Annotated in this window: 21 protein-coding genes, 1 tRNA gene and 1 other RNA gene; 14 read left to right on the top strand and 9 right to left on the bottom strand. The window is 58.2% G+C overall.

Features of this window, described 5'->3' with window-relative positions; genetic code table 11:
* The 4 genes from RTS12_RS12950 to RTS12_RS12935 form a co-directional block, all read left to right on the top strand.
* The coding region (locus tag RTS12_RS12950; RefSeq protein ID WP_312529171.1) for an N-acetylmuramoyl-L-alanine amidase at positions 1-674 on the top strand (674 nt) is incomplete at its 5' end.
* A gap of 69 nt (positions 675-743) precedes the next feature.
* Positions 744-3,284 carry a penicillin-binding protein 1A gene (locus RTS12_RS12945; RefSeq protein ID WP_312529168.1) on the top strand — a complete coding sequence of 847 codons (2,541 nt, stop codon included), beginning with the start codon at positions 744-746 and terminating at the stop codon, positions 3,282-3,284.
* Positions 3,285-3,369: 85 nt separating this feature from the next.
* Positions 3,370-4,497, top strand: a complete 1,128-nt coding sequence (gene prfB / locus RTS12_RS12940; protein ID WP_312529166.1) for a peptide chain release factor 2 — start codon at positions 3,370-3,372, stop codon at positions 4,495-4,497.
* A gap of 132 nt (positions 4,498-4,629) precedes the next feature.
* Positions 4,630-5,682 carry a patatin-like phospholipase family protein gene (locus RTS12_RS12935; protein WP_312529164.1) on the top strand — a complete coding sequence of 351 codons (1,053 nt, stop codon included), beginning with the start codon at positions 4,630-4,632 and terminating at the stop codon, positions 5,680-5,682.
* 135 nt (positions 5,683-5,817) lie between these two features.
* Here the strand turns inward: RTS12_RS12935 and RTS12_RS12930 are convergent, their stop codons facing one another.
* From RTS12_RS12930 to RTS12_RS12915, 4 genes are all read right to left on the bottom strand, one after another.
* Positions 5,818-6,744: a pseudouridine-5'-phosphate glycosidase gene (locus tag RTS12_RS12930; RefSeq protein ID WP_312529162.1), complete on the bottom strand. Its 927-nt coding sequence runs from the start codon at positions 6,742-6,744 to the stop codon at positions 5,818-5,820.
* Positions 6,741-7,634, bottom strand: coding sequence for a PfkB family carbohydrate kinase (locus tag RTS12_RS12925; RefSeq protein WP_312529160.1), 894 nt, complete (start codon positions 7,632-7,634; stop codon positions 6,741-6,743). The genes RTS12_RS12930 and RTS12_RS12925 overlap by 4 nt, the downstream gene beginning before the upstream one ends.
* A gap of 172 nt (positions 7,635-7,806) precedes the next feature.
* An RNA gene (gene ffs, locus RTS12_RS12920) (signal recognition particle sRNA small type) lies at positions 7,807-7,905 on the bottom strand.
* 48 nt (positions 7,906-7,953) lie between these two features.
* Positions 7,954-9,795: a bifunctional 2',3'-cyclic-nucleotide 2'-phosphodiesterase/3'-nucleotidase gene (locus tag RTS12_RS12915; protein WP_312529158.1), complete on the bottom strand. Its 1,842-nt coding sequence runs from the start codon at positions 9,793-9,795 to the stop codon at positions 7,954-7,956.
* Between the two features lie 185 nt (positions 9,796-9,980).
* Between RTS12_RS12915 and RTS12_RS12910 the strand changes: the two genes are divergently transcribed.
* A complete protein-coding gene (locus RTS12_RS12910; protein ID WP_312529156.1) occupies positions 9,981-10,445 on the top strand; it encodes a hypothetical protein in 465 nt (154 codons plus the stop codon).
* Between the two features lie 92 nt (positions 10,446-10,537).
* Here RTS12_RS12910 and RTS12_RS12905 read toward each other — a convergent pair whose 3' ends face one another.
* Positions 10,538-11,410, bottom strand: coding sequence for a prephenate dehydratase (locus tag RTS12_RS12905; protein WP_312529154.1), 873 nt, complete (start codon positions 11,408-11,410; stop codon positions 10,538-10,540).
* A gap of 148 nt (positions 11,411-11,558) precedes the next feature.
* Between RTS12_RS12905 and RTS12_RS12900 the strand changes: the two genes are divergently transcribed.
* From RTS12_RS12900 to RTS12_RS12875, 6 genes are all read left to right on the top strand, one after another.
* On the top strand, positions 11,559-12,092 hold the full coding sequence (locus RTS12_RS12900) for a cytochrome c family protein (protein WP_312529153.1): 534 nt from the start codon (positions 11,559-11,561) through the stop codon (positions 12,090-12,092).
* Between the two features lie 168 nt (positions 12,093-12,260).
* Complete coding sequence (locus RTS12_RS12895; protein ID WP_312529151.1) at positions 12,261-14,108, top strand: extracellular solute-binding protein; 1,848 nt, start codon at positions 12,261-12,263, stop codon at positions 14,106-14,108.
* A 41-nt stretch (positions 14,109-14,149) separates the two neighbouring features.
* On the top strand, positions 14,150-15,298 hold the full coding sequence (locus RTS12_RS12890; protein ID WP_312529150.1) for an ABC transporter permease subunit: 1,149 nt from the start codon (positions 14,150-14,152) through the stop codon (positions 15,296-15,298).
* Positions 15,298-16,401: an ABC transporter permease gene (locus RTS12_RS12885; protein ID WP_312529149.1), complete on the top strand. Its 1,104-nt coding sequence runs from the start codon at positions 15,298-15,300 to the stop codon at positions 16,399-16,401. The genes RTS12_RS12890 and RTS12_RS12885 overlap by 1 nt, the downstream gene beginning before the upstream one ends.
* Positions 16,398-17,993 carry an ABC transporter ATP-binding protein gene (locus RTS12_RS12880; RefSeq protein WP_312529147.1) on the top strand — a complete coding sequence of 532 codons (1,596 nt, stop codon included), beginning with the start codon at positions 16,398-16,400 and terminating at the stop codon, positions 17,991-17,993. Before RTS12_RS12885 ends, RTS12_RS12880 begins: the two co-directional genes overlap by 4 nt.
* Positions 17,990-19,219, top strand: a complete 1,230-nt coding sequence (locus RTS12_RS12875) for a glycosyltransferase (protein WP_312529145.1) — start codon at positions 17,990-17,992, stop codon at positions 19,217-19,219. The genes RTS12_RS12880 and RTS12_RS12875 overlap by 4 nt, the downstream gene beginning before the upstream one ends.
* Before the next feature lie 54 nt (positions 19,220-19,273).
* Here RTS12_RS12875 and gdhA read toward each other — a convergent pair whose 3' ends face one another.
* Positions 19,274-20,635, bottom strand: a complete 1,362-nt coding sequence (gene gdhA, locus RTS12_RS12870; RefSeq protein WP_312529143.1) for an NADP-specific glutamate dehydrogenase — start codon at positions 20,633-20,635, stop codon at positions 19,274-19,276.
* Positions 20,636-20,998: 363 nt separating this feature from the next.
* On the opposite strand from gdhA, the gene RTS12_RS12865 reads away from it, so the two are divergent.
* Positions 20,999-22,087 carry a Hint domain-containing protein gene (locus RTS12_RS12865; protein ID WP_312529141.1) on the top strand — a complete coding sequence of 363 codons (1,089 nt, stop codon included), beginning with the start codon at positions 20,999-21,001 and terminating at the stop codon, positions 22,085-22,087.
* 198 nt (positions 22,088-22,285) lie between these two features.
* Here the strand turns inward: RTS12_RS12865 and RTS12_RS12860 are convergent.
* Positions 22,286-22,360: transfer RNA gene (locus RTS12_RS12860), tRNA-Gln, on the bottom strand.
* 159 nt (positions 22,361-22,519) lie between these two features.
* Entirely contained in the window at positions 22,520-23,032 is a 513-nt protein-coding gene (locus tag RTS12_RS12855; protein ID WP_312529140.1) for a murein L,D-transpeptidase family protein, read from the bottom strand.
* A gap of 169 nt (positions 23,033-23,201) precedes the next feature.
* Between RTS12_RS12855 and RTS12_RS12850 the strand changes: the two genes are divergently transcribed.
* Positions 23,202-24,509 carry a DUF3422 domain-containing protein gene (locus RTS12_RS12850; RefSeq protein ID WP_312529139.1) on the top strand — a complete coding sequence of 436 codons (1,308 nt, stop codon included), beginning with the start codon at positions 23,202-23,204 and terminating at the stop codon, positions 24,507-24,509.
* 62 nt (positions 24,510-24,571) lie between these two features.
* A complete protein-coding gene (locus RTS12_RS12845; RefSeq protein WP_312529137.1) occupies positions 24,572-24,916 on the top strand; it encodes an ArsC/Spx/MgsR family protein in 345 nt (114 codons plus the stop codon).
* On the opposite strand, the gene RTS12_RS12840 is transcribed toward RTS12_RS12845, so the two are convergent.
* Positions 24,913-25,293, bottom strand: a 381-nt coding sequence (locus RTS12_RS12840; RefSeq protein ID WP_312529135.1) for a YitT family protein, incomplete at its 5' end; no start/stop codon positions are given. The genes RTS12_RS12845 and RTS12_RS12840 overlap by 4 nt on opposite strands.

Raw genomic sequence — 25,293 nt, 5'->3', positions numbered from 1 at the left:
GCCATGGCGGCATCGATCCAGGGGCACAGGTGGGCGCGATCAGCGAGGCAGCCGTGATGCTGGGTTTTGCCGCGCAGCTTGGCGATGTGCTGAAAGCCGCAGGATACGAGGTCATTCCCACCCGCGAGGATGATTCCTTCATTCCCCTTGAGCGGCGCATGACGATTGCCCGGGCGCAGGGGGCGGACCTTTTTCTGTCCTTCCATGCGGATGCCCTTCCTGCGGGGCAGGCGGCAGGGGCCACGATCTATATCTGGGACAGCGAATCCAACGACCGCGCCTCGCTAGAGCTTGCCTCGCGCCACGACCGCGACGATATTTTGTCGGGTGTTGATCTGACGGGCACTGACGATGAGGTGGCACAGGTTCTGATGGACTTGGCACGTCTGGAAACCCACCCCCGTTCGCAGAATTTCGCGGGAATGCTCGCCTCGGAAATGTCGCGCTCGGGCTTTGATATGCATCGCCGTCCGGTGCGGGGTGCGGGCTTTTCTGTGTTGAAATCGCCCGATATTCCGTCTGTGCTGATCGAATTGGGCTTTCTGACCGACCCCAATGACCGGGCCAATTTGTTCGATCCTGATTGGCGCGCCCGGATGGCCACATCCATTGCTCAGGCAATCGCAAACTGGTCCAAGGATGAAACCACGCGTTCAGGGCTTTTGCGAAAATAATGCAAGCTTGTTTTGACGCCCACCCGACCCGCGTCTATAGAGGCGCACGCAAACCCTGAGGCTGGCCCGTTGCTGCGTTTTCTGTTGAACTTTTTCGGAGCGATCTTTTCGTGGATCGTCACCGCTGCCGCATTCATCGCCCTGACCGTCGGGGGGGTGCTGTGGATCTATTCGCGCGACCTGCCCAGTCACGAGCAATTGGCACAATATAGCCCGAAAACCATCAGCCGGATCTATTCCGGCGAGGGCCAGCTGATCGACGAATTTGCCGAAGAGCGCCGGGTTTTTGTGCCAATCGCGGAAATTCCGCCTTTGGTCAAAGAGGCGTTTATTTCCGCCGAGGACAAGAACTTCTACACCCACCACGGCTATGACGTGCGCGGCATGATCGGGGCGGTGGTGCAGGGTTTGCGCGCGGGCGGGCAGATGCGCGGCGCCTCGACCATCACGCAGCAGGTGATGAAGAACTTCCTTCTGTCATCCGACCGCAGTGTCGAGCGTAAGATCAAGGAATTGATTCTGGCCACGCGGTTGGAATCGACCTTGAGCAAGGATCAGATCCTTGAGCTTTACCTGAACGAGATTTTCCTGGGTCAGAACAGCTTTGGTGTGGCTGCCGCCTCGCAGACCTATTTCAACAAGGCACTGACCGATCTGGCCCCGCATGAGGCCGCGACCTTGGCGGCGATGCCCCAAGCGCCGGGGCGCTATCATCCCGTTCGCGCCAAAGAGCGCGTGACCGAGCGGCGCAATTACGTCCTGCGCGAAATGTGGCAGAACGGCTATATCGATCAAGCGACCTATGAAAGCGAACGCGAGCTGCCGCTTCGTTCGGTCCAGAACGGAGATTTCCCGTCTTTCGCACAGGGCTTGCCGCCGCGCGACTATTTCACCGATGAAATCCGCCGCCAGCTGTCGCGCGAATTTGGTCAGGAAGAGTTTTTTGGCGGCGGCTTGTCGATCCGCTCGACGGTGGATGAGAAGCTGCAGAATGTCTCGGCCAGTGCGCTGCAGACGGCACTTGAGAAATATGACCGCAGCCGGGGGATCTGGCGCGGCACCAATCTGAAAATCGACCCCGAGCAGCTTGGCAGTGAAGAGGCGTGGCGCACAGCGCTGCGCGATGCACAGGTGCCGCGCGACATCAAAGGTTGGTCGCCCGCCGTGGTGTTGGAACTGGGTGCCAGCGACGCACGTATCGGCATCGAGGGCGTGGCCGAGGACGGCACGGGTTACGTGATCCCTGCCAAGGACGTGCAATGGGCCCGCAAGCGCCTTGCCGGCGGAAAGCTTGGTCCCAAGGCCAAGGTTGCATCGGACCTGCTTGAGGTCGGCGATGTAGTCTTAGTGCGCCAGATGACCTCGGACAGCGATGGCAGCTTTATCCGCTGGACCCTTCGCCAGGTTCCCGAGATCGAAGGCGGCTTTATGGCCATGGATGTGAACACCGGCCGTGTGCTGGCGATGCAGGGCGGTTTTTCTTACCAGTCCTCGGTGTTCAACCGGGCCACTCAGGCGCAGCGTCAACCGGGCTCCAGCTTCAAACCCTTTGTCTATGCGGCGGCACTGGACAGCGGTTATACGCCCGCAACCATCGTGGTGGACGAGCCGATCGTGGTTAACACGCCGCAAGGCCTGTGGACGCCCAAGAACTCCAGCGGCAAATTCTATGGCCCCACGCCGATGCGGACCGGGATCGAGCAGTCGCGCAACCTGATGACCATTCGTATCGCGGAAACGATCGGCATGGATACGGTCGCGACCTATGCGGAAAAATTCGGCGTCTATGACAAGCTTGGCCATTTCCTGGCCAACAGCCTTGGCGCTCAGGAAACCACGCTGTTCAAGATGGTGGCTGCCTATGCGATGTTCGCAAATGGTGGCGAGCGGGTCGAGCCGACCTTGGTTGACCGCGTTCAGGACCGTCGTGGCCGCACGATCTATCGCCATGATCAGCGCGTCTGCACGACCTGCGATCAAGAGGCCTGGCCTGCGGGCACGGGGCCGGTTATCCGGTCTGACCGCGAGCGTGTCATGGATGCGATCACCGCCTATCAGGTCACCTCGATGATGGAGGGCGTGATCAAGCGTGGCTCGGCGCGTGGGGTCAATTTGCCTGTGCCGGTTGCCGGCAAAACCGGTACCACCAATGATGCCAAGGACGTTTGGTTCATCGGCTATACGTCGAACATCGTTGCGGGCTGCTATCTGGGATATGACAATCCGCGCTCACTTGGCGGAAATGCCTTTGGTGGCACGCTATGCGTTCCGGTGTTCCAAGAGTTTATGACACAGGCCGTCAAGGAATATGGCGGCAGCGCCTTCAAGGTGCCGCCGGGGGGCCATTTCGTCAATATTGACCGCTTTACCGGCCAGCGCCTTGGGCCGGATGCAAAAGGCCCCAATGTCATCGCCGAATATTTCCGCGACGGCGGGGAAAACAAAGACTTCCTGATCGATGGCGGTTGGGCGCGTGTCGACCCCGATACATTACCGCTGTACTCGCAAGGCGACGGCGGCGGTCAGGCGGTCACCACCTCGACCGGCCAGAAAAAGGTCATTCCGAAAAAGGCCGATTTCGGCACTTTGTCGTCGGGTGGTCTTTACTGATCTTGCGTCGTCAGGCGGGACGGGTTCTTGCCCCTGCCGCGCCTGCGCGCTATCTCTCTTGGTCTGAATAACAAGGACAAAACCCATGCGTGCCGAAACTCTGGCCACCATCGACACGATCCGCAAGTCGCTGAAGCTTCTGGCGCAGCGGCTGGATTGGGAAACCGCACCTCATCGCCTCGAGGAAATGAATGCGATGATCGAGGACGGCGATCTGTGGTCAGATCCGGCACGGGCGCAAAAGCTGATGCGTGATCGTCAGAAGCTGTCGGATGCGGTTGGCACCTATCAGCGCATCGAAAGCGAATTGGCTGACAATCTTGAGTTGATCGAGATGGGCGAGGCCGAAGGCGATCAAGAGATCGTTTCGGATGCCGAAAAGTCGCTGAAGGCGCTGGCAGAGCTGGCCGCTCAGAAAGAGCTGGAGGCCCTGCTGAACGGTGAGGCCGATGGCAACGATACATTTGTCGAGATCAACGCGGGCGCGGGCGGCACGGAAAGCTGTGACTGGGCCTCGATCCTGGCGCGGATGTACGTGCGTTGGGCCGAGAAAAAGGGCTATAATGTCGAATTGATGTCCGAGACCTCGGGCGAAGAGGCGGGTATCCGTTCGGCTGCTTATAAGATTTCGGGGCCGAATGCCTATGGCTGGCTCAAGTCGGAATCGGGCGTTCACCGTCTGGTGCGGATTTCGCCCTATGACAGTGCCGCGCGCCGCCATACCTCGTTCAGCTCGATCTGGGTCTATCCGGTCGTGGACGACAATATCGAGATCGTCATTCCCGATAATGAAATCCGCATCGATACCTATCGCTCGTCCGGTGCGGGCGGTCAGCACGTCAACACCACGGATTCGGCCGTGCGTATCACCCACTTGCCGACCGGGATTGTCGTGACATCGTCGGAAAAATCGCAGCACCAAAACCGTGCCAACGCGATGGCCGCCTTGAAATCGCGCCTCTATCAGATGGAGCTCGACAAGCGTAACGCCGAGATCAACGCCCAGCACGCCGCAAAAGGCGATGCAGGTTGGGGCAACCAGATCCGCTCTTACGTTTTGCATCCCTATCAAATGGTCAAGGATCTGCGCACGGGCCATGAAACCTCGGATACGCAGGGTGTTCTTGACGGCGATCTGGATGCATTCATGGCCGCAACTTTGGCGATGGATGTGGCCGGTAAGTCGCGCGCCGAGGCAAATTCTTCGGATTAAGCCGAGGCTTTGGACAGCAAAAAAATGGCCCGGTCGCTGCGATCGGGCTTTTTTGTTTCTTTTGTCGCCTCTGTGGGCTTTTCGTTATGCAATATGCGGTTATGCTGCATTTGCAATCAGCAGGAGCGCGCGATGGCAAAACGCATCAACCTTGCCCTGCAAGGCGGCGGCGCGCATGGCGCCTTTGCTTGGGGCGTGATCGAGCGGTTGCTGGATGACGACACCATCGAGATCGCGGGCATCAGCGGAACTTCGGCCGGGGCCTTGAACGGGGCAGGGCTGAAGGCGGGGCTGGCCTGCGGCAAAGGCCCAGAGGGGCGGCGTGCGGCCAAGGAAAACCTGGCCTATATCTGGGCTCAGGTCGGCGAGGTCAGCGACAATCCGGTTGCACGCTGGATCCACAGCATGATCCCAACCCCGCGCAGCTTTCAGCGCCTGACCGAGATTTTCTCGCCGGTCGCGTGGATGGAAAATGTCACACGCCTGATCAGCCCTTATGATTTCGGTCCCTTTTACAGCAACCCCTTATCCGCCATTATCCGCGAGATGCCCCATCCTGATTTGCTCCGTCCCAATGGGCCGACGCTGTTCATGACGGCCACGAATGTGCGGACTGGGCGGATCAGGGTCTTTGGCAATGATGAGATCACCCCCGAAACGATCATGGCCTCGGCCTGTTTGCCAACGCTGTTTCGCGCGGTCGAGATCAAGGATCCAAAAACCGGGAAAATCGAGGCTTATTGGGACGGTGGCTATAGCGGAAACCCCGCGCTTTTCCCGCTTTATGATCCGCAGCTGCCGCGTGACATCGTGGTGGTGAACATCAATCCGATGCTGCGCGAGACTTTGCCTCATACGCCTGCGGAAATTCAGGACCGCATCAATGAGGTCAGCTTCAACGCATCACTGTTGGGCGAGCTGCGCGCCATCAATTTCGTCAAGCGACTGCTTGCCGAGGATCGATTGACGGGCCGCCCGATGAAAAACGTCCTGCTGCACAAGATCAATGACGATAAGCTGATGAATGAGCTGCGCGCCTCGAGCAAGATGATGCCGGGGCCGGGGCTCCTTGAGCGTATGCATGCGGCAGGGCGGCTGGCGGCCGATGAATTTCTGGCCCGCCATCACGGTGATCTGGGCCAGAAAGACAGCTGGGATATTTCCGACCTTCTTGCCGGGCAATAGGCAGGCGCGATCAGATCGCGGTTCTGTCCTGGGGTGATCGGGCTTTTCCGGCGCTGCGAGAAATATCAGGATTAACCATTATCTGATTGATATTGAGCTTTTAAATTCCTCGCAGTGCCGTTTCAGGGGGCTGTCTTAATTAGGCCCTGCGGTTTCGGCCTTGGCGATCGCCGCACCAAGACGGGCGTTGTTCAACACCAGTGCGATATTCGCATCCAATGAGCGTCCGTCGGTCAGCTCAAAAATCCGCTGCAAAAGGAAAGGTGTGACCGCCTTTGCGGCGATGTTCTGGGCCTGTGCCTCGGCCAGGGCTTGATCGACAACCGGGATCATCTCGCTGCGGGCAATCTCGGCGCTTTCGGGGATTGGGTTGACGACAAGCTGGCCACCGCGAATGCCCAAATTCCGGCGCATTCGCGCGGCGGCAGCAATGCGCGCCGGGTCGTCAATGCGCAATGGCGCGCTCAGGCCTGAATCGCGCGACCAGAATGCGGGAAGCGCATCTTGGCCATAGGCGATGACCGGGACACCGAGGGTTTCCAGGACCTCCAACGTTTTGGGCAGGTCAAGAATGGCCTTGGCGCCGGCTGCGACCACGGTGACCGGGGTCAGCGCCAGCTCGTGCAAATCGGCGGAAATATCCAAGCTGGTCTCGGCGCCGCGATGCACACCGCCAATTCCGCCGGTCGCAAAGACCCGAATTCCGGCCAGTGCCGCGCAGATCATGGTGGCCGCGACCGTGGTGGCGCCGGTTTTGCCCTGCGCCAGACAAACCGCCAGATCGGCCCGCGACAGTTTCATCACCTGATCGGACGGGGTCGAGGCCAGATCTTCGAGCTGACTGTCGTTCAAGCCGATATGAATTTGACCCGCGATGACGGCGATGGTTGCGGGCACGGCACCTTCGGCGCGAATGCAGGCCTCGACCTCGCGCGCGACCTTAAGGTTCTGGGGATAGGGCATGCCATGGGTGATGATGGTGGATTCCAATGCGACGATTGGCAGCCCGCGAGCCTGTGCCTGCGCGACCTCATCGGACAGTTGCAACGGAAGGTTGGTCATGGATTGTCCTTTCCAGAGACATAGGCAGTGGTTGAGCGAAGGGCATGTTGCAGCGCCTCGGCGCGGGGCGCGCCACCGATCAGCGCCTTAAGATGTGCGGCCAACAGATGATCGCCCGCGCCTGTCACGCGCAGCAATGTGACCGGGGGCGGCGTCAGGCTAAGGGTTGGCCCATCCAAGATGGCCTCGGCCAAAGAATTGGGGCCATCGGTGACAATGACGCGGGCCGCCCCAAGGGCAAGAACCGCCTCGGCGGCATCTATGGCTGAATTGGAGCTGCAACCCGCCAAGACCTCGGCCTCGGCCCGGTTCAGGTAAAATGTCGTATGCGGGCGGCGCAGCAAGGGCGCAAGCCGCGCAGCTTTGGCGGGGCTTGCGGGCACGACCAGCAGCTCGGCCGATGTCAGACAGGGATCATCGCGAAACTGAGCAACGACATCCGGGCCGGGATTGCTGTCCAAAATAATGCGCCCTGCCCAAGGCGATTGCGCGGATCCGATGCGGCCATCACGCAGGGGAAGAAGAATTGCCTCTCCGGCCGTTTCCAATGCATGGGCATCGGCAATCGAGGCGACAAGCTGATCTTGATCCTCGATGGCCAGATAGCTGTCGGTTCGCAATGCCGCATGGTGAAGCATATCGCAATCAACGCCGCATTGCCGGGCGCGGGCTACCAAGGCCTCACCCGCCGGATCGCGGCCAACGGCGGATAAAATCACGGGTTCAAGACCCTGAACCGCAAGCGCCAATGCGACATTCATCGCGACCCCGCCCGGTCGCTGAGAAATCGCGCCCGGCAGATCGTCACCCAGTTTGATGCGCATATCGGCACGTCCGATGACATCCCAAAGCATGGCGCCAATGCAGATAATGGTCTTGGAATTGGGCATTCAGCGGACTCGCAGGGGCAGCGTAAGACGAAAAGTTCAGCCTGCCATGCCGTGCGGTCTGTGTCGATTCCCCTTGAAAGCCGGCGCCAAAAGAGAGCGTTTGGCCCTAAAATCTGCGCGCAGGCGCAAAGCGCCATTCCCTGCGCGGAGTACTGTATCTCGGTGGGGGATTGGGTGAGAGGCTGGACAACGACCCAAGCGGGGCTCGTTACGGCTGCTTCCTTCCGGACCTGACCGGGTTGGCGAGGCGCTCGCCCGCGCCAACCTCTCATGGCCTAGATAGGCTGGGTGCGGGCGGGATGCAAGCCCTTCAATACAGTTAAAGATGCAGCTGAAGACGCAAAAAGCCCGTGTCCGTCATCCCGATTTCGCGCGGCGCGAAATGGGCAATTTGTTGCAGGTGATCGCGCGCCAGAGGGGATGTATCGAAGATCGCCTGTTGGCCCTGTGCCGTGACAAAGCCAAATCCTGATGCGGGTTGGGGTGCCAGATTTCGGCATCTGCGCAGATAGAGGCGCAGCATATCGCGCGTACGCTTGCCCTCATCCAGCACGATATCCTTGCCACAGGCGACGCAGCCGAACAGGCCATTGGTGGCGTGGCGATAGCTGTTGGTGACAAGAACAAAGCGATCTTCGGGTTGAACCGGCACGCCATGGCGTCGAAGATCGCGGATACGGCGCCGGTCGGCGTTCAAAAGGGCACCATTGGGGGCATATCGGGGCGGTTGCCCAAGGTCGATCAGCCATTCCAGCCCGTCGATGACATCGAAATTATAGCTGGGAAAGTCGGGATTGATCAGCTGTTGCTCGGGCCGGTCGGGGTGCAGCTGGTGATAGGCACTGGCCGAGCGTTCCAGCCAATCGCTGATATCTTCGCCCGAGACCTGAAGCGCCGTAATGCGGTTCGGATAGGGATAAAGCGTTGTCAGATCACGAAGATGCAGGGGGCCCGCCGGAATATCGGTATAGTGATTCGGACCGCTGCGCCCACCAGCCCGGCTTGGGTTGGTCGTCGCAAGGATGGGCAAATCTTGCCATTGTGTGCCGCGCAGCGCCGCTTTTGCGTACCAGCGCTGCGCCAAAGCCACCAGTTTTTGACCGCCATCCTGTCCCAAAAGTGCAAAATGGCTGTGCAAATCCGTCGAGGTTCGCGCCAGTTTGCGATCAAAATACCTGGCTGTCCTGGCCAAATGGGGACGCGCCAGCGTCGTGATGGCCACATCATGATCATGGGAAAGGGCGGGCAGGGCAGTTGAGGTCGCGCTGGCGATGCGCCAACCCCTGTCCGGGCAGGGTTGCAGGACCAGATCGATCTGCCCCAGGTGTGAGCCCCAAAATCCCGCCATGACCGCAGGCTTTCCTGCCAATGTGGCGTCCTTGGGATCTGCGGGGTGCGCCGAGGCCTCGGGCTGCGGAAATACCAGATGGGTATGCCCCGCAACAATCACATCCACATCGCAACTGGCGGCCAAGGCTGCGGCACCATTTTCCATGCCTTCGCGATAATCGGCCTCGGCGATCCCGCTATGGGCCAGCAAGATGATGATTGCCGCCCCTTGGGCGCGCAGCGCGCAACACGCGCGGTCCACGCCCTGCTTCATATCTTGCACGGACATGAAGCGCTGAAGCGTGCGATCCCATTGCGTGGTCTGCGTGGGCAAGACGCCGACAACACCAATTTTCACGTCATAAGCCAGCCCGTCGCGACCGATCAGCTGACGATGCAAAAGGGCATAGGGCTTGACGACATCGGTGCGCGCGATGGTCAGATTGCTTGAAATCACCGGAAATTGAGCGTCTCGCAAGGCGTTGCGCAAGAACTCGCCACCATAGGCGAAGTCATGATTTCCAAGGGTGATCGCATCATATCCAAGCTGGTTCATCGCAGCGATCATCGGGTGCTTGGCTGCCCGGTCCTGCGCTGAAATCTCGGCCAGAAAATCGGCAAGTGGTGTGCCGTGCAGGAAATCACCATTGTCGAAAAGCAAGCTATTCCGGTGGTTTCTGCGCTGCTCGTGAATAAGACTGGCAACACGCGCAAGGCCAGGCGACGCAGGAGCGGCGGGCGCGCACGAACTTTCATCCAGAAGATTCATGTGCAAATCAGTGGTTGCCAGAATTCTAAGCTCTACGCGCAGCGCATCATTGGAATCGAGCATTCGACATGCATCCATCAATTTGTGGTTGTACAGTACCTGAGTCGGCGCCCTGTGCAAGCCAAGCAAAGAGGTGGTTAAAGGGGGAGGCGTGTCTTGATACTCTGAGTCGGTTTTGCCATAGAGCAGATGAATTTATGGGTGGACGGACTTCCGCGCCCAACTCGTATCTTTTCAAGGTTTGACGAATGAAATTTTCAACGCGACAGGATACCGATCTTGCGGCGGAGCAGTTATTCAGCGTGATGGGGGACTTCGACCGCCTCGAACGGCTTTTTGTGCGTCGTGGGGCAATCGTACGCAGAATTGACCCAGCCCGAGAGCCGGGCGCGGGCATGGCCTGGCAGATTGGCTTTGACTGGCGGGGCAAGCGGCGCGAGCTGCGCCTGGATGTGACCCGCTTTGACCGCCCCGAGCTGATCTCGCTTGAGGGCATGTCGGATATGTTTGAAATTACAATCGATATGGCGATTATTGCGCTGACGCGCAGCAAATCGCGACTGAACCTGTCGATTGACCTGCGGCCACGCTCGATGCGGGCGCGTTTGATTTTGCAAACGGCCAAACTGGGCAAGGGTACGCTGGACCGCAAATTTGAAGAACGTGTTGCCGAATTCATCGGCGATGTGACCAGATCGGCAGCCGCTGCCTGATATTGCGCCAGCCCATTAGGCTGGCGTCATTCTTTGAAGAACCCTGGCGTGGATGGCCAAGCTCACGGCCTGGCCAGCGGTGATGACCGCGCTTAGGCGGGCATCAGATCCTTTTGCTTCAGACGCAGAGGATCGGCGGGATAGACGCCCAGAATCGTGACGCTCGACGTGAAATAATCCAGCTCTTCCAAAGCCAGCGCGACGGCGGGATCTTCGGGGTGGCCCTCGATGTCGGCATAGAACTGGGTCGCGGTGAAGTTTCCGTTGACCATATAGCTTTCCAGCTTGGTCATGTTCACGCCATTGGTGGCAAAGCCGCCCATCGCTTTGTAAAGCGCGGCAGGAATATTGCGCACGCGGAAAACGAAGCTGGTCATCATCTGGCGGTTGCCTTCGGCGTTGACGCGGCGCGAACGGTCGGGCTCGCGCGACATCACCAGAAAGCGCGTGGTGTTGTTCTTGAAATCCTCGATCTCATGGCCCAGCTCGTCCAGCCCATAGATCTCGCCTGCGATGGGCGAGGCCAGGGCTGCAAGGCTGCGATCACCGCGCTTGGCCACTTCCATCGCCGAGCCTGCCGTATCCGAGCCGGTGACGGGCAAGATATTATGGGCGCGCATGAACTTGCGGCACTGACCCAAAAGCACCGTATGGCTCATAGCTTCTTGAATATCGCCCAATGTCGCGCCGGGCACGCCCAGAAGGCTGATGTGAACGCGCACAAAAGCCTCGTCGATGATATGCAGCCCGCTGGCGGGAAGCAGGTGGTGAATATCTGCAACCCGGCCATAGGTCGAGTTTTCGACCGGCAGCATCGCCAGCTCCGCCTGATGGCTACGCACGGCGTCAATCACGTCTTCAAAGGTGCGGCAGGGTAGCACTTCCATGCCCGGACGCGACTGGCGACAGGCCTCGTGGCTATAGGCGCCAAGCTCGCCCTGAAAGGCGATTACGTTCTTTGTCATTTGCCCGACCTCCCCTGGCACGTGTCTGACCTGCATCATGCCGCTTCAATTGCACATTGCGCAGGAGATCTATACCTTGAACCGGTGGAACAAAAGCGGATAGATACGGCGCAATTCCACGGACAGACCGCACAGGGGACCCGCAGACATGTTCAACACCATGACCATCACCAAAGCGGCAGGGGCAATCATTGCACCGCTGCTGTTCATCATGCTGGTATCATGGGGCGCGTCGAGCCTCTATCAGGTGGGTGAGGCAGGCCATGGCGGCGAAGAGCACGCTCAGGCTTACACGATTCCCGTCGAGGCCGCCGCCGGCGGTGACGCCGCCGCCGCAGATGCCGGCCCCGATTTCGCTACCGTCATGGCATCCGCTGATGCGGCTGCTGGCGAAAAAGTCTTTAGCAAGTGCAAAGCATGCCACAAAATCGATGGCTCGGACAGCATCGGCCCGCACCTGAATGGTGTCGTCGGTCGCGCCGTCGCCAGCGATGCAGCTTTTGCTTATTCGGATGGCATGAAGGCCCATGTCGCAGATGCGCCGACCTGGACCCCCGAAGCGCTCGAGCACTTCCTCACCAACCCCAAAGCAGCAGTGAAAGGCACGAAAATGTCCTTTGGCGGTCTGCCCAAGGTCGAGGATCGCGCCAATCTGATCGCCTATCTCGAAACGCTGAAATAAGCTGATCGGGCCGTCTGGCCCAAGATTGCGGCCCGAAACCGGGCTGAATTGACGAAGGCGTCAGAGGGAAACTCTGGCGCCTTTTCTTATTCACGCAAATGCTTGTTGAACCCGGCTTGGCGACTGATACCGTGTCTGGAAGAATGATTTGCCAAGATCGGAACTTTGATGCGCCACTCTCTGCTGCTTGCCCCCGTCGCCTTCATCCTAGGCCTTGTTCCGGCACTGGCCCAGCAGCAGGAGAAAACCATCACGGCCCATGGCATCGCGACCTTCGGCACGCCTGAATTGCCCGCGGATTTCAAGCATTTGCGCTATGTCAATCCCGATGCGCCCAAGGGCGGAGAGATCTCGGAATCGTCGATTGGTGGCTTTGACAGCTATAACCCCTTTACCCATCGCGGCCGTGCCAATTTCATGTCGACGATGATGCTTGAACGCATCATGGAGGATGTCGCGGATGAGCAGGGGACCTCCTACTGTCTGCTGTGTGAAAGCGTCGAATATCCCGAGAGCCGCGATTGGGCGATTTTCCACCTGCGCCCCGAGGCCAAATTCTCGGATGGCTCACCGCTGACGGCAAATGATGTGCGCTTTTCCTTCGAGTTGCTGCGCGACAAAGGATTGTCGTCTTATCGCACGGCCATTGCAAAAATGGTGGATAAGGTCGATGTCATCGACGATCACACCGTCAAATTCACCTTTTCTCAGAACTATCCGCGCCGCGACGTGATCCAGCAGGTCGGCTCTCAGGTGGTGTTCTCGCAAGAGGATTTTCGCGCCAACAACCGCGACATCGAGCAAAGCGGCGACAAGCCCTTTCTGGGGTCCGGGCCCTATGTTTTCGACAGGGCTGAAATGGGCCGCTCAATGGTGATGCGCCGCAACCCGGATTACTGGGGCAAGGATTTGCCGATCAATCAGGGCCGCCACAATTTCGACACGATCCGGCTAGAGTATTTCGGCGATTATGACAGCGCCTTCGAGGCCTTCAAGGCGGGGGTCTATACCTTCCGCAACGAGGTATCCTCGATTCACTGGGCGACGCGCTATGATTTCCCGGCGGTCGCCAATGGCACAATCAAGCGCGACACCCCCAAGAACGGCAATATCGCATCGGGGCAGGCATGGGTGTTCAACCTGCGCCGCGAAAAATTCCAAGACCTGCGCGTTCGTCAGGCCATCGGCTTGATGTTCAATTTTGAATGGTCGAATGAGACCCTGTTCTATGGGCTGAATACGCGTGTCAACTCGTTCTGGGATAACAGCGATCTTGTGGCGCAAGGCACGCCCACGCCAGCGGAATTGGCGCTGCTGACACCATTGGCCAAAGATTTGCCAGAAGGGATCCTGACGGATGAGGCGGTGGTTCAGCCCGTTTCCGGCAAAACCCAGCTGGACCGCAAAAATCTGCGCGCAGCCTCGAAACTGATGGATGAGGCGGGATGGCCCACCGGAGATGACGGGCTGCGCCGCAACAGCAAGGGCGAGACGCTAAAGCTTGAGATTTTGAACGACAACGTCAGTTTTGACCGTATTATCAACCCCTTCGTGCAAAATCTTCGCGCCCTTGGTATCGATGCGGTCAATGCGCGGGTGGATGATGCTGAAATGACGACGCGCACGCGGTCGTTCGATTTCGACATGGTGACCGACCAGCTTGGGCAGGGTTACTATATCGGCGGCGGCACCGAGCAGTATTTCGGATCGACCGCAGTCGGTGATGTGTTCAACGTCGCGGGCGTCGCCAATCCAGCCATCGACAACCTGATTTCCCAAGGCATTGCGACCGAAGATGGCGATGAGATGAAGTCCATCATCAAGGCCTTGGACCGTAGCCTGCGCGCGCTGCGTATCTGGGTGCCGCAATGGTACAAGGCTGATTATACTTTGGCCTATTACGACATCTTTGCGCGGCCCGAAACTTTGCCGCCCTATGCTTTGGGCGAGCTTGATTTCTGGTGGTATGACGCCGATAAGGCGGCAAACCTCAAAAAGACTGGGGCTCTGCGCTAAGCGCGGGCCTCGAACAGAAAAGAACGAGGACACGAGCGGACATGCTGGCCTATCTGTCGCGGCGTCTGCTGCTGATCATACCCACGCTGATCGGCATCATGCTGATCAACTTTGCCCTGACACAATTCGTCCCCGGTGGCCCGATCGAGCAAATCATTGCCCGGGTCCAGGGCGAGGGTGACGCCTTTCGCAATATCTCGGGGGGCGGCGATACCAGCGGTCAATCCGCACAATCTGAACAATATGCGGGTGCGCGTGGGCTTCCGCCAGAAATGCTGGATCAGCTTGAGGTGCAGATGGGCTTTGCCCGTATCGTCTGCACCGCTGATCACCAGGGGGAGCCGAACCTGAAATCGCCCGATTGCAGCAAGGAAAAGCTAAGCGCATCCAAACGCTTCCTGATCATGATGGGCAATTATCTGCGATTTGACTTTGGCACGAGCTTTTTCCGCTCGATCTCGGTCGTGGATCTGGTGATTGAGAAAATGCCGGTCTCGATCACGCTTGGTCTGTGGTCGACCTTGCTGGCCTATCTGATTTCGATCCCGCTTGGCATTCGCAAGGCCGTGCGCGCGGGCTCGGCTTTCGATACCTGGACCTCGGGACTGATCATCATCGGCTATGCCATTCCGGCTTTCTTGTTCGGCGTCCTTTTGATGGTGGTTTTCGCAGGCGGATCTTATTGGAAAATCTTTCCTTTGCGTGGGCTTACCAGTGATAACTTTGCCGATCTTTCGACGCTCGGTAAAATCAAAGACTATCTGTGGCACATCACATTGCCCGTCATTGCTACCACGATCTCAAGCTTTGCCACGCTGACGCTTTTGACCAAGAACAGCTTTCTCGATGAGATCAACAAGCAATATGTCATGACCGCGCGCGCCAAAGGCCTGACCGAAAGGCGCGTGCTTTATGGCCATGTCTTTCGCAATGCGATGCTGATCGTGATCGCGGGTTTCCCCGCCTTGTTCCTTAGCGTCTTTTTTGGCTCTTCGATCCTGATCGAGACAATCTTTTCGCTGGATGGGCTGGGGCGCCTGGGCTTTGAGGCGGCGGTGCAGCGCGACTATCCCGTGATTTTTGGCACGCTTTTCGTCTTTGGCCTGATCGGCTTGGTGGTCGGCATCCTGTCGGATCTGACCTATGTGCTGGTCGATCCCCGTATTGATTTTGACAAAAGGGCCGGCTGATGGCGATTTCCGAACTCAACCGTCGGCGCCTGCGCAACTTTCGCCGCAACTCGCGTGCCTTCTGGTCGCTGATCATCTTTACGACGCTGTTCGTTCTGTCGCTATTCGCCGAGCTGATCGCGAACGACAAGCCCATCCTCGTCAGCTATCGCGGCAGCCTTTATGTGCCCGTCTATAAATTCTATGCCGAGAAAACCTTTGGCGGCGACTTTGGCACCGAGGCGATCTACACGGATCCCGGCGTGCAATGCCTGATCGTGACGGGCGGGCGCGAGGAATGCTGGGACGACCCAGAAGCCGTTGTTGCCGAAGCCAAAACCGGAAAGGTTGCGGGCGAGCCGATCGAGAAGGGGTGGATGCTGTGGCCGCTCATTCCCTATAACTATACCACAATCAACAATGTGGGGACTGCTCCTAGTGCGCCAGATGCCCATCATTGGCTTGGCACTGACGACACTGCACGCGATGTTCTGGCACGGGTGATTTACGGGTTTCGTCTGTCGATCATCTTCACGCTGGTCGTGACGACGATTGCCTCGGTTATCGGAATCTCTGCCGGAGCGATCCAAGGATATTTCGGTGGAAAGACCGATCTGATGTTTCAGAGGTTTCTTGAAATATGGTCGTCAACCCCTTCACTTTACGTGATTATCATCATGTTCGCGATCCTTGGCCGAAGCTTCTCGCTTTTGGTCTTCCTGACGGTCCTGTTCAGTTGGCCCGCGCTGGTCGGCGTCGTACGTGCCGAGTTTCTGCGCGCGCGCAACTTTGAATATGTGCGCGCCGCACGTGCCCTTGGCGTCAGTGACCGGGTGATCATGTTCCGCCATATCCTGCCCAATGCGATGGTCGCCACGTTGACGATGCTGCCCTTTGTCGTGACCGGTACGATTTCCGGCCTCGCGGCGCTGGATTATCTTGGCTATGGCCTGCCTGCCTCGGCGCCTTCTTTGGGTGAGCTGGCGCTTCAGGCCAAGCAAAATCTTCAAGCACCCTGGCTGGCGTTTACCGCATTTTTTACTTTTGCCATTATGCTGTCGCTTCTGGTCTTCATTTTTGAAGGCGTGCGCGATGCCTTTGATCCAAGAAAGACCTTCAAATGAGCGCAGTTCTTCAGGTCACCAACCTGCGCATCAGCTTTCGTCAGGACGGGAAGGTTATTCCCGCGGTCAAAGGGGTTAGTTTTGCGGTTGGTAAAGGCGAAACCGTGGCATTGGTCGGGGAATCCGGCTCGGGTAAGTCCGTGACGGCGCTCAGCACGGTTCGTCTTTTGGGCGATGCGGCCATGGTCGAGGGAAGCGTGACCTATGACGGCCACGAACTGATCGGCGCATCCGATGCCGAATTGCGCCGTGTTCGTGGCAATGACATCAGCTTTATCTTTCAAGAGCCGATGACCTCGCTGAACCCGCTGCAAACCCTTGAGCGGCAATTGGGTGAAAGCCTGACTTTGCATCAAGGGTTGAAAGGAAAATCGGCGCGGGCGCGGATCATCGAGCTGCTGAACAAAGTCGGTATTCGCGACGCGGAAAGCCGGCTGGACGATTATCCCCACCAATTTTCGGGCGGTCAGCGTCAGCGGATCATGATTGCGATGGCGTTGGCGAATGGCCCCGAGCTTTTGATCGCGGATGAGCCGACAACCGCGCTTGACGTGACCATTCAGGCCCAGATCATGGATCTTTTGGCCGAGCTAAAGCGCAGCGAGGGGCTGTCGATGCTCTTCATCAGCCATGATCTGGGGCTGGTGCGCCGGATTGCGGACCGTGTTTGCGTCATGAAAGACGGCGAGATCGTTGAAGAGGGCCCGGCAGAGCAGGTTTTTGCAAACCCTCAGCATGAATACACCCGAAAGCTATTGGCGGCCGAACCGCAGGGCCGGGCCGAGCCTTTGGCGACAGACGCCGAAGAATATGTTGCCACGCGTGACCTCAAGGTCTGGTTTCCGATCAAACGCGGCCTGCTGCGTCGCGTTGTGGGCCATAACAAGGCGGTCAATGGGGCCAGCTTACAGGTTCATGCCGGAGAAACGCTTGGGATCGTGGGCGAATCCGGTTCGGGCAAGACAACGCTGGCACTGGCGATTATGCGGCTGATCCACAGCGAGGGACCGATCCTTTACATGGGGCAGGACATCAGCACGTGGTCCGGCCAGCCGCTGCGTCGCCTGCGCCGAGATTTGCAGATCGTTTTCCAAGACCCTTTCGGCAGCCTGTCCCCCCGGATGACGGTCGAGCAGATCATCGCCGAAGGGCTGGGTGTCCACGGGGTCGATCCGGGGCGAAATCGTCGCGAGATGGTGGCCGAAATCCTAAACGAGGTCGGCTTGCCGCCCGAGGCGATGTCGCGCTATCCGCATGAGTTTTCGGGCGGACAGCGCCAACGTATCGCGATTGCAAGGGCGATGATTTTGCGGCCGAAGGTGGTGGTTTTGGACGAGCCGACCTCGGCGCTGGATATGACAGTGCAGGTCCAGATCGTCGAGCTGCTACGCCGCTTGCAGCGCAAACATGGTCTGGCTTTTCTGTTCATCAGCCACGATCTGCGCGTAGTGCGCGCCATGGCCCATCAGATCATGGTGATGCGCGCGGGCGAGGTGGTCGAGCAGGGCCCATCCGAACAGATATTCACCGCACCACAGGCTGACTATACCCGCGCCTTGCTGGCTGCGGCATTCCGGGACCGCGCCACATGAAGATCCTTTTCATCCATCAGAACTTTCCCGGCCAGTTTTTGAACCTTGCGCCAGCCTTGGCAAAGCGCGGGGACGAGATTTTGGCGCTGACGGATGAGAACAACAAGCGTCGCTCGACGGTGCAGATGCTGCGCTATAAAACCCCCGAGAAAATTGATCGCAAACTGGCGGGGCTTGGCCGCACCTATTGCGACCATGCCGAGCGGGGCTGGATGGTTGCGCGCGCCTGCCGCCTGCTGCGCGAGCGGCACAATTATATTCCTGATGTGATTTTTGGCCATTCAGGTTGGGGCGAGACCTTGTTTTTACAAGAGATCTGGCCCGAGGCGCGGCTGCTTGTTTATGCCGAACTGATGTATCAGACCCGCGGCCATGATGTTGGCTTTGATCCGGAAATCAGCTCGGGCACGTTGGAATCGCGGGTCTCGACCGTGGCGCGTTCAGCCCATCTGATCCAAGGCCTGGTGCAGGCTGATGCGGGGCTCTCGCCCACCGTCTATCAGGCCGAAACCTTTCCGCCCGAGTTGCGCAGCAAGTTGACAGTCATTCACGACGGTATCGACACGGAGATGGTGCGCCCAAACCCCGATGCGACGCTGACACTTGCCAATGGCCAGGTTTTGCGCGCAGGCGACGAGGTGATCAGCTTTGTGTCGCGCTCGCTTGAACCTTATCGGGGCTTTTTACAATTCATGCGTGCTTTGCCAGCCGTCATGCGCGCGCGCCCGAATGCACAGGTGGTGCTGATCGGGGGGGACGGGGTCAGCTATGGCTCGCCGCCCGAAGGGGGGGGCAGCTGGAAAGACAAGATACTTGGTGAGCTTGACGGCCAGTTGGATCTGTCACGCATCCATTTTCTGGGGCGCGTGCCCTATTCGCGCTACCTTAGCCTTTTGCAGGTCGCGCGGGTCCATTGCTATCTGACCATCCCCTTCGTGCTTAGCTGGTCCCTGACCGAGGCGATGGCCGCCGCCTGCCAAATCGTGGCTTCTGATACTGCGCCGGTCCGCGAGCTGATCAAAGATGGTGAGAATGGGCGCCTGGTCGATTACTTTGACCGTGAGGGGTTGGTTCAGGCCCTGATCCGGGCGCTTGAAAATGACCCAAAACTGGTGGCGATGGGTGTTGCTGCGCGTAAAACCATTATTGACGGCTATGATTTCAAAACGAAATCTTTGCCACGTCTGATCGATTGGGTCGAAAGCTACGGTCCAGATAAGACCTAAATCTGGCAGGAACTATTCGAAAAAAAGGGGCCGGATATTCCGGCCCCTTTTTGATCAGATGATACCGAAGGCGCGCATCGGTTCGGCTACGCGGATAAAGCCCGCGATATTGGCGCCGATGACATAATCGCCCGGCGCGCCGAATTCGTCAGCCGTTGAATAGCAGCTGTCGTGGATGTCACGCATGATCGTGGCCAGACGAGCCTCGGTCTTTTCAAAGGTCCATTTGTCACGCGATGCGTTTTGCTGCATTTCCAGCGCCGAGGTGGCAACCCCGCCAGCGTTCGCGGCTTTGCCGGGACCGAATTTGACGTTGTTTTGCTGGAAAATACGGATTGCCTCGGGGGTGCATGGCATGTTCGCGCCCTCACCAACGGCCAGAACACCGTTCTTCACCAATTTCTTGGCGTCCTTGCCGGTCAGCTCATTCTGAGTGGCCGAGGGCATGGCAACTTCGCAAGGCACATCCCAGATCGAGCCATCGCTGGCTTTCACAAAGTAAACGCCTTTGCCTTCGCCCTTGATGCGCGCATATTCAGAAATCCGGCCGCGGCGCACTTCCTTGATCTCTTTGACAAGCGCAAGATCAATGCCGTTTTCGTCGACGATATAGCCCGAGCTATCCGAGCAGGCGATGACTTTCCCGCCGAAAGACTGAACCTTTTCAATCGTATAGACGGCGACATTGCCCGATCCCGAAACCACGACGGTCTTGCCGTCAAAGTCCGTGCCGCCGGTTTGCAACATGGCGCGGGTGAAATAGGTATTGCCGTAGCCGGTGGCTTCCTTGCGGGCAAGAGAGCCGCCATAGAACAGGCCTTTGCCGGTAAGCACGCCCGCCTCGTAACGGTTCGTCAGGCGCTTGTACTGGCCGAACATATAGCCAATCTCGCGCGCACCCACGCCGATATCGCCCGCAGGCACGTCGGTGTATTCGCCCAGATGGCGATAGAGCTCGGACATGAAGCTTTGGCAAAAGCGCATGACTTCGGCATCGGAACGGCCCTTGGGATCGAAATCCGAGCCGCCTTTGGCTCCGCCGATCGGCAAACCGGTCAAAGCGTTTTTGAAGATCTGCTCAAAGCCAAGGAATTTGATGATCCCGACATTCACCGAAGGGTGAAAGCGCAGGCCACCTTTATAGGGGCCCATGGCCGAGGAAAACTGAACGCGGAAGCCACGGTTGATGTGGACTTTGCCTTTGTCATCGCTCCACGGCACGCGGAAAATGATTTGACGCTCGGGTTCGCAAATGCGCTCGATCAGCGCATCTTCAAGATAATCGGGACGCTTGGCGACCACGCGGCCAAGGCTTTCCAGCACCTCTCGGACGGCCTGATGGAACTCCGGCTCGCCGGCGTTTCGCCGCACGACCTCGTCGAATATTGGTTCGAGCTTGTCGTCGAGAATTGTCAAAATGTTCTCCTTTTGCCCAGAGTCGTCAGAAATCTGCGTAAGCGCTAGCGGTGATAGACCAGCCGTTAAGCAACATAAAGATAAAAACGACAGAAAACTGCGCTCTGATTTTGCAGAAATATTATATATCGTCCGCTATTTTGGGCAAAATTACCTTTAGGTCCATCGGCAGAACGTCGTGGTGGGCGCGCGGTTCATGACGGGGCGGGTGCCTGAAACAGCGCCAAAGCGTGCGGCCAGCATTTGGCCGGAACTCTATTCATGAAGCGAAATGAGTTGGGGCGCGACATCCCTTTTAATATCATAGACAAATGCCACAAATAGACGGACAAGTTGTGCAATACAGCTCATCCGGTGAACGATATGGCAAATCTCAACGATGTAACTCGACTATTTGGCGGCGTCCCTGCCGCAGGTGATGTCATCACGCCACTGGGCAGTGAAGGCTCTTCTTTTTTTGGCAAGATGCAGGACAACGTCCAGATCGATCTTGCTGACCCGCAACAGATCAGCGTTGCGGATGTGATGCACTGGCAGGGCGCGAGTTATGCCGTCACAGAAATCTACAGTGCCAATCTGCTTTGGAGCTCGATGAACACCGGGGTGACGGTGAACGGCACTTTCAGCTATATTGTTCAGCTGGCCGATACGACCGATCCAAGTAAAACCTTAACGGTTTGGCTGCCGATCGACCAAGAATTGCCGTTAAACTATGATCTGCCATTCCTTCCGCCCCAAGTGCAAGCTCAGGGCACTGCGGCATCGTTGACCATCAATTCGTTGACACCGATCACCTCGATTCCGTGGTCAGATGTCGATCTGAACGACAATATCGACACGATCTGCTTTGGTTCAGAAGCCATGATCGACACGGATCAAGGCCGGGTCAAAGCCGGCAACCTGAAGGTCGGCGATCTGGTTCGCACCCAAGACGCGTCGTTCCAACCCGTGCGGTGGCTGGCAAGCCGCCATTTTTCAGGCGCGGATTTGGCGCAAAAGCCGCATCTTCGTCCCATTCGCATCCGTGCCGGCGCGTTGGGGGCAGGGGTTCCCGATGCAGATTTGATGGTCTCGCCGCAACACCGCATTCTTGTTCGCTCGGCGATTGCACAGCGCATGTTTGGCGCAAAGGAAGTCTTGGTTGCCGCTTGCGAGCTGCTTGGGCTAGACGGCGTCGAAATTTCTGCTGACGGCGCAGAAGTGACTTATGTTCACTTCCTTTTCGATAGCCATCACATCGTTTACGCAAACGGGGCAGAGGCCGAGTCGCTTTTTACCGGGGTCGAGGCGATGCGCATCATCGGTGCCAAGGCGCTGCGCGAAATCCTGGAAATATTCCCAGAATGTTTGGATGTCGTTCAGCCAGTGCCCGCCCGTTTGTTGCTGCGCGGCAGTTCGGGGCGCAGACTGGTCGCCCGTCACGTCCAAAGCGAGATGCCCTTGCTTGGTTAAATTCAAGCGGGGCGCACTGATCTGCGGTCCCGCAAAAGGCAGTAAGCTTGGGCCTTTGAAAACAAGGCCCAGCATCCCCACCATCGGCGTGCGAAGCCAACTTAAAGCTCAGAGGCCAGCGAAGAAGGGCCTTGGTATTCCGCGACAAGACACGGAAGCCAGATCAAGCTGCAAACGATCTGAATTGTCAAAGAAAATTGGCTGGGGCGGTAGGATTCGAACCTACGGTACACGGTACCAAAAACCGATGCCTTACCACTTGGCCACGCCCCAACTTCTGCGGCAGTATCTAGCCAAGCTTTGAACCGACTGCAAGCCATCAATGGGATGAAATGTCACAGAATTGCAGTTTTTCCAAAATGCTTGAAAAGTGCGGGCTGAAGCTGCAGTGGCGGGGTTGGTCCCCGCCGAGCAGGCCTGAATTCTAAGCGATCAGGGATAGATATAAATAGGGGTGCCATCCTGAACCATGGCATAGATATCCTCGACCTCTTCATCAGTGACGGCGATGCAGCCGACCGTCCAGTCACGGCGCAGTTTCGACAGGCTGCGCCCCTCGGGGCCTTGACCGTGGATAAAAATATCGCCGCCCGGGCTTTGGCCCGAAGCAAGCGCAAAGGCGCGGTCTTGATCATTGGGATATGAGACGCCGACCGACAGGTGATAGCGGCTGTCGGGATTGCGGCGGTCAATATAGTAAAGCCCCTCGGGGGTGCGGCCGTCGCCCTCAAAGTTTTTATGCCCGATCGGGACCGTGCCAAGGCCGATATTATAAACCTTGATCGCCTTATTGCCGCTTAACAGCATCATCTGGCGCGCGGATTTGTTCACGATGATCGAGGTGACGGGGGGGCCACTGTAACTTTTGAACTTGCTTGGCCCGGTACAGGCCGTCAGGGCAGCCAAAGCGGCCCCGGCGAAAAGCATTCTGCGCGTGACTGGCATGTTCTGAACCACTATCCCTTGTTTTGACCAATTTGCCTTGGCTAATCTTGGCATGCAATGCTAGCCCTTTCACGAATTCCTGATCGTGGCTTCAAATTCCTTGAGGCTTTGGCCTTGGGCGATGCTTTTTGGGTTTTTCTCTGTCCTGACAAAAGGCTAACGTCGCGGCATGGAACCCGCAGACGAACACCCGCAGCGTTATAATCTTGTCAATGAACTGCATGCCCGGCCCTCGCCGCGCCTGACAGCGCCCTGTACGGCCGTTTTCTTGGCATTCAAAGAGCCGCGAGATGCGGCAAATCGTGATCACAACCGGGATGCGGCCCATCTGGCGGACCTGTGTCGACGTCACGGGGCACCCCGACCGGATACTTCGCTTGGGCATTTTGCAACCCAGCTTGGCCGTTCGGAATTGCGCTGGGAAAGCCATACTGAATTCGTGACCTATGCGGCCTTCGCGCCCGGTCTGCCGCAGCGCCCCTTTGATCCGGCCGCAGCCGAGGTCTTTCCCAAGGACTGGCAGCGCGCCGCGCCTGGCAAAAGGCTGGTTGCGGTGATGATCCAGATCGATACTTTGCCCGAAAATCCCGACGATATCATGCCTCGGCTTGATGAGTGGTTTGCGCGCGATTCGATGACGGCAGTTTGGGTGCTGGACGAATCGGCGATTGTCGCGGGCGATTTTCGGATTGATCCAGCGGGTCTGATGCGCTTTGCGATTTTCGTTCGCCCCGGTGTCGGGCCGGGCCGGATTGGTCGCACGGTTCAGCGGATATTCGAGCTCGAGACCTATCGCGCGATGTCGATGCTGGGCCTTGGCCGGGCCCGGGATTTGACCCAACAACTGAATGCGCTGGATCCCCGGCTGACCGATATCGTCGAAGGCATGAGCGACGATAGCCGCTCACCCGAGGCAACTTTGCAAGATCTTTTGTCAGTGTCCGCGCGGCTTGAGGCGGCAGCGACACAGCATTCCTTCCGCTTTGGCGCGACGGCGGCCTATGAGGCAATCGTGATGGACCGGATTGCGGTCCTGCGAGAGACCCGCTTTCACGGGCGCCAGATGCTTAGCGAATTCATGCGTCGCCGCTATCACCCGGCGATGCGCACCGCGAAATCGGCCGAGATGCGCTTGAAAGCAATGCTCGACCGCACCGAACGCGCGGGTGAATTATTGCGCACCCGCGTCGATGTTCAGCGCAGTGCCCAAAACCAAGAGGTCATGCGCCGCATGGACCGCCGTGCGGATTTGCATCTGCGGCTGCAGCACACGGTCGAGGGTCTGTCGGTTTTCGCGATCAGCTATTATGCCGTCGGTTTGCTTGGCTATGCGCTTTACCCGGTGGCCGAGCGTCTTGGTATCGAAAAGGCTTTGCTGATCGCCTGCCTGACACCGCTTGTCGTGCTGGTTGTCTGGTTCACGATGCGCCGCATCAAAGCCCGCATTCATGATGAGGATGGCAAGGGCGGGCATTGACCCGCTCTCGACTTCGGGGGCAGGGCTTGGCACAAGCTTGATAGCATATCCAAGGAGCCGAGATGACGAAGAACCTTGAAATCTATGGTCTTGCCCATTGTTCGACCTGTGTAAAAGCCCAGGCCGAGCTTGAGGCTGCTGGTTGGACCATCACCTTTCGCGATGTCAAAACCTCACCCTTGACCATTGCCGAATGGGCGGATCTTTATGAGCAGTTTGGTGAAAAGCTGGTTAATCGTGCCAGTTTGACCTGGCGCGGCATGAAAGAGGACGAGCGCGCGAAAACGCCGGTCGAGATGCTGGAAGCCAAGCCCTCGTTGATCAAGCGCCCGGCAATTGCAGCGGGCGATTTGAGGCTTTTGGGCTGGACGGCTAACGTCAAGCGCGCGCTTGGCGTGGCCGCTTAAGCGATATAGCGGTCGCGGCGGTGGTTGATCGCAATGACCAGATTGACCACCAATGCGCCCAAAAACGACCAGGCCACCGTCTGCCAATCCCGGATGGCGAAGGCCCAGATGAACAAGCAGGCATCAAAGATCAGCTGCGTCCAACCGGCGCGAAAGCCTGTCTTGTCCTGAAGATAAAGCCCGACAATCCCAACTCCACCCAGTGAGGCGCCATGGCGAAACAGCGCCAAAAGTGCCGAACCGGTCAAGAAGCCGAAGAGCAATGCCCCGATCAGCGGATCAAGATGGGCAAAGCTGATGTAACGGGGCAGGGTCGCCACCAAGACCGAGAGCAGCGCCACGGCAAGAAAGCTTTTGACGGTAAAGGCCAGCCCAAA

This window comes from Paracoccus sp. (in: a-proteobacteria), assembly GCF_032007265.1.
Lineage (GTDB): Bacteria > Pseudomonadota > Alphaproteobacteria > Rhodobacterales > Rhodobacteraceae > Paracoccus.
The sequence above is the reverse complement of the archived record's forward strand: the minus strand, read 5'-3'. Positions and strand labels throughout refer to the sequence as shown.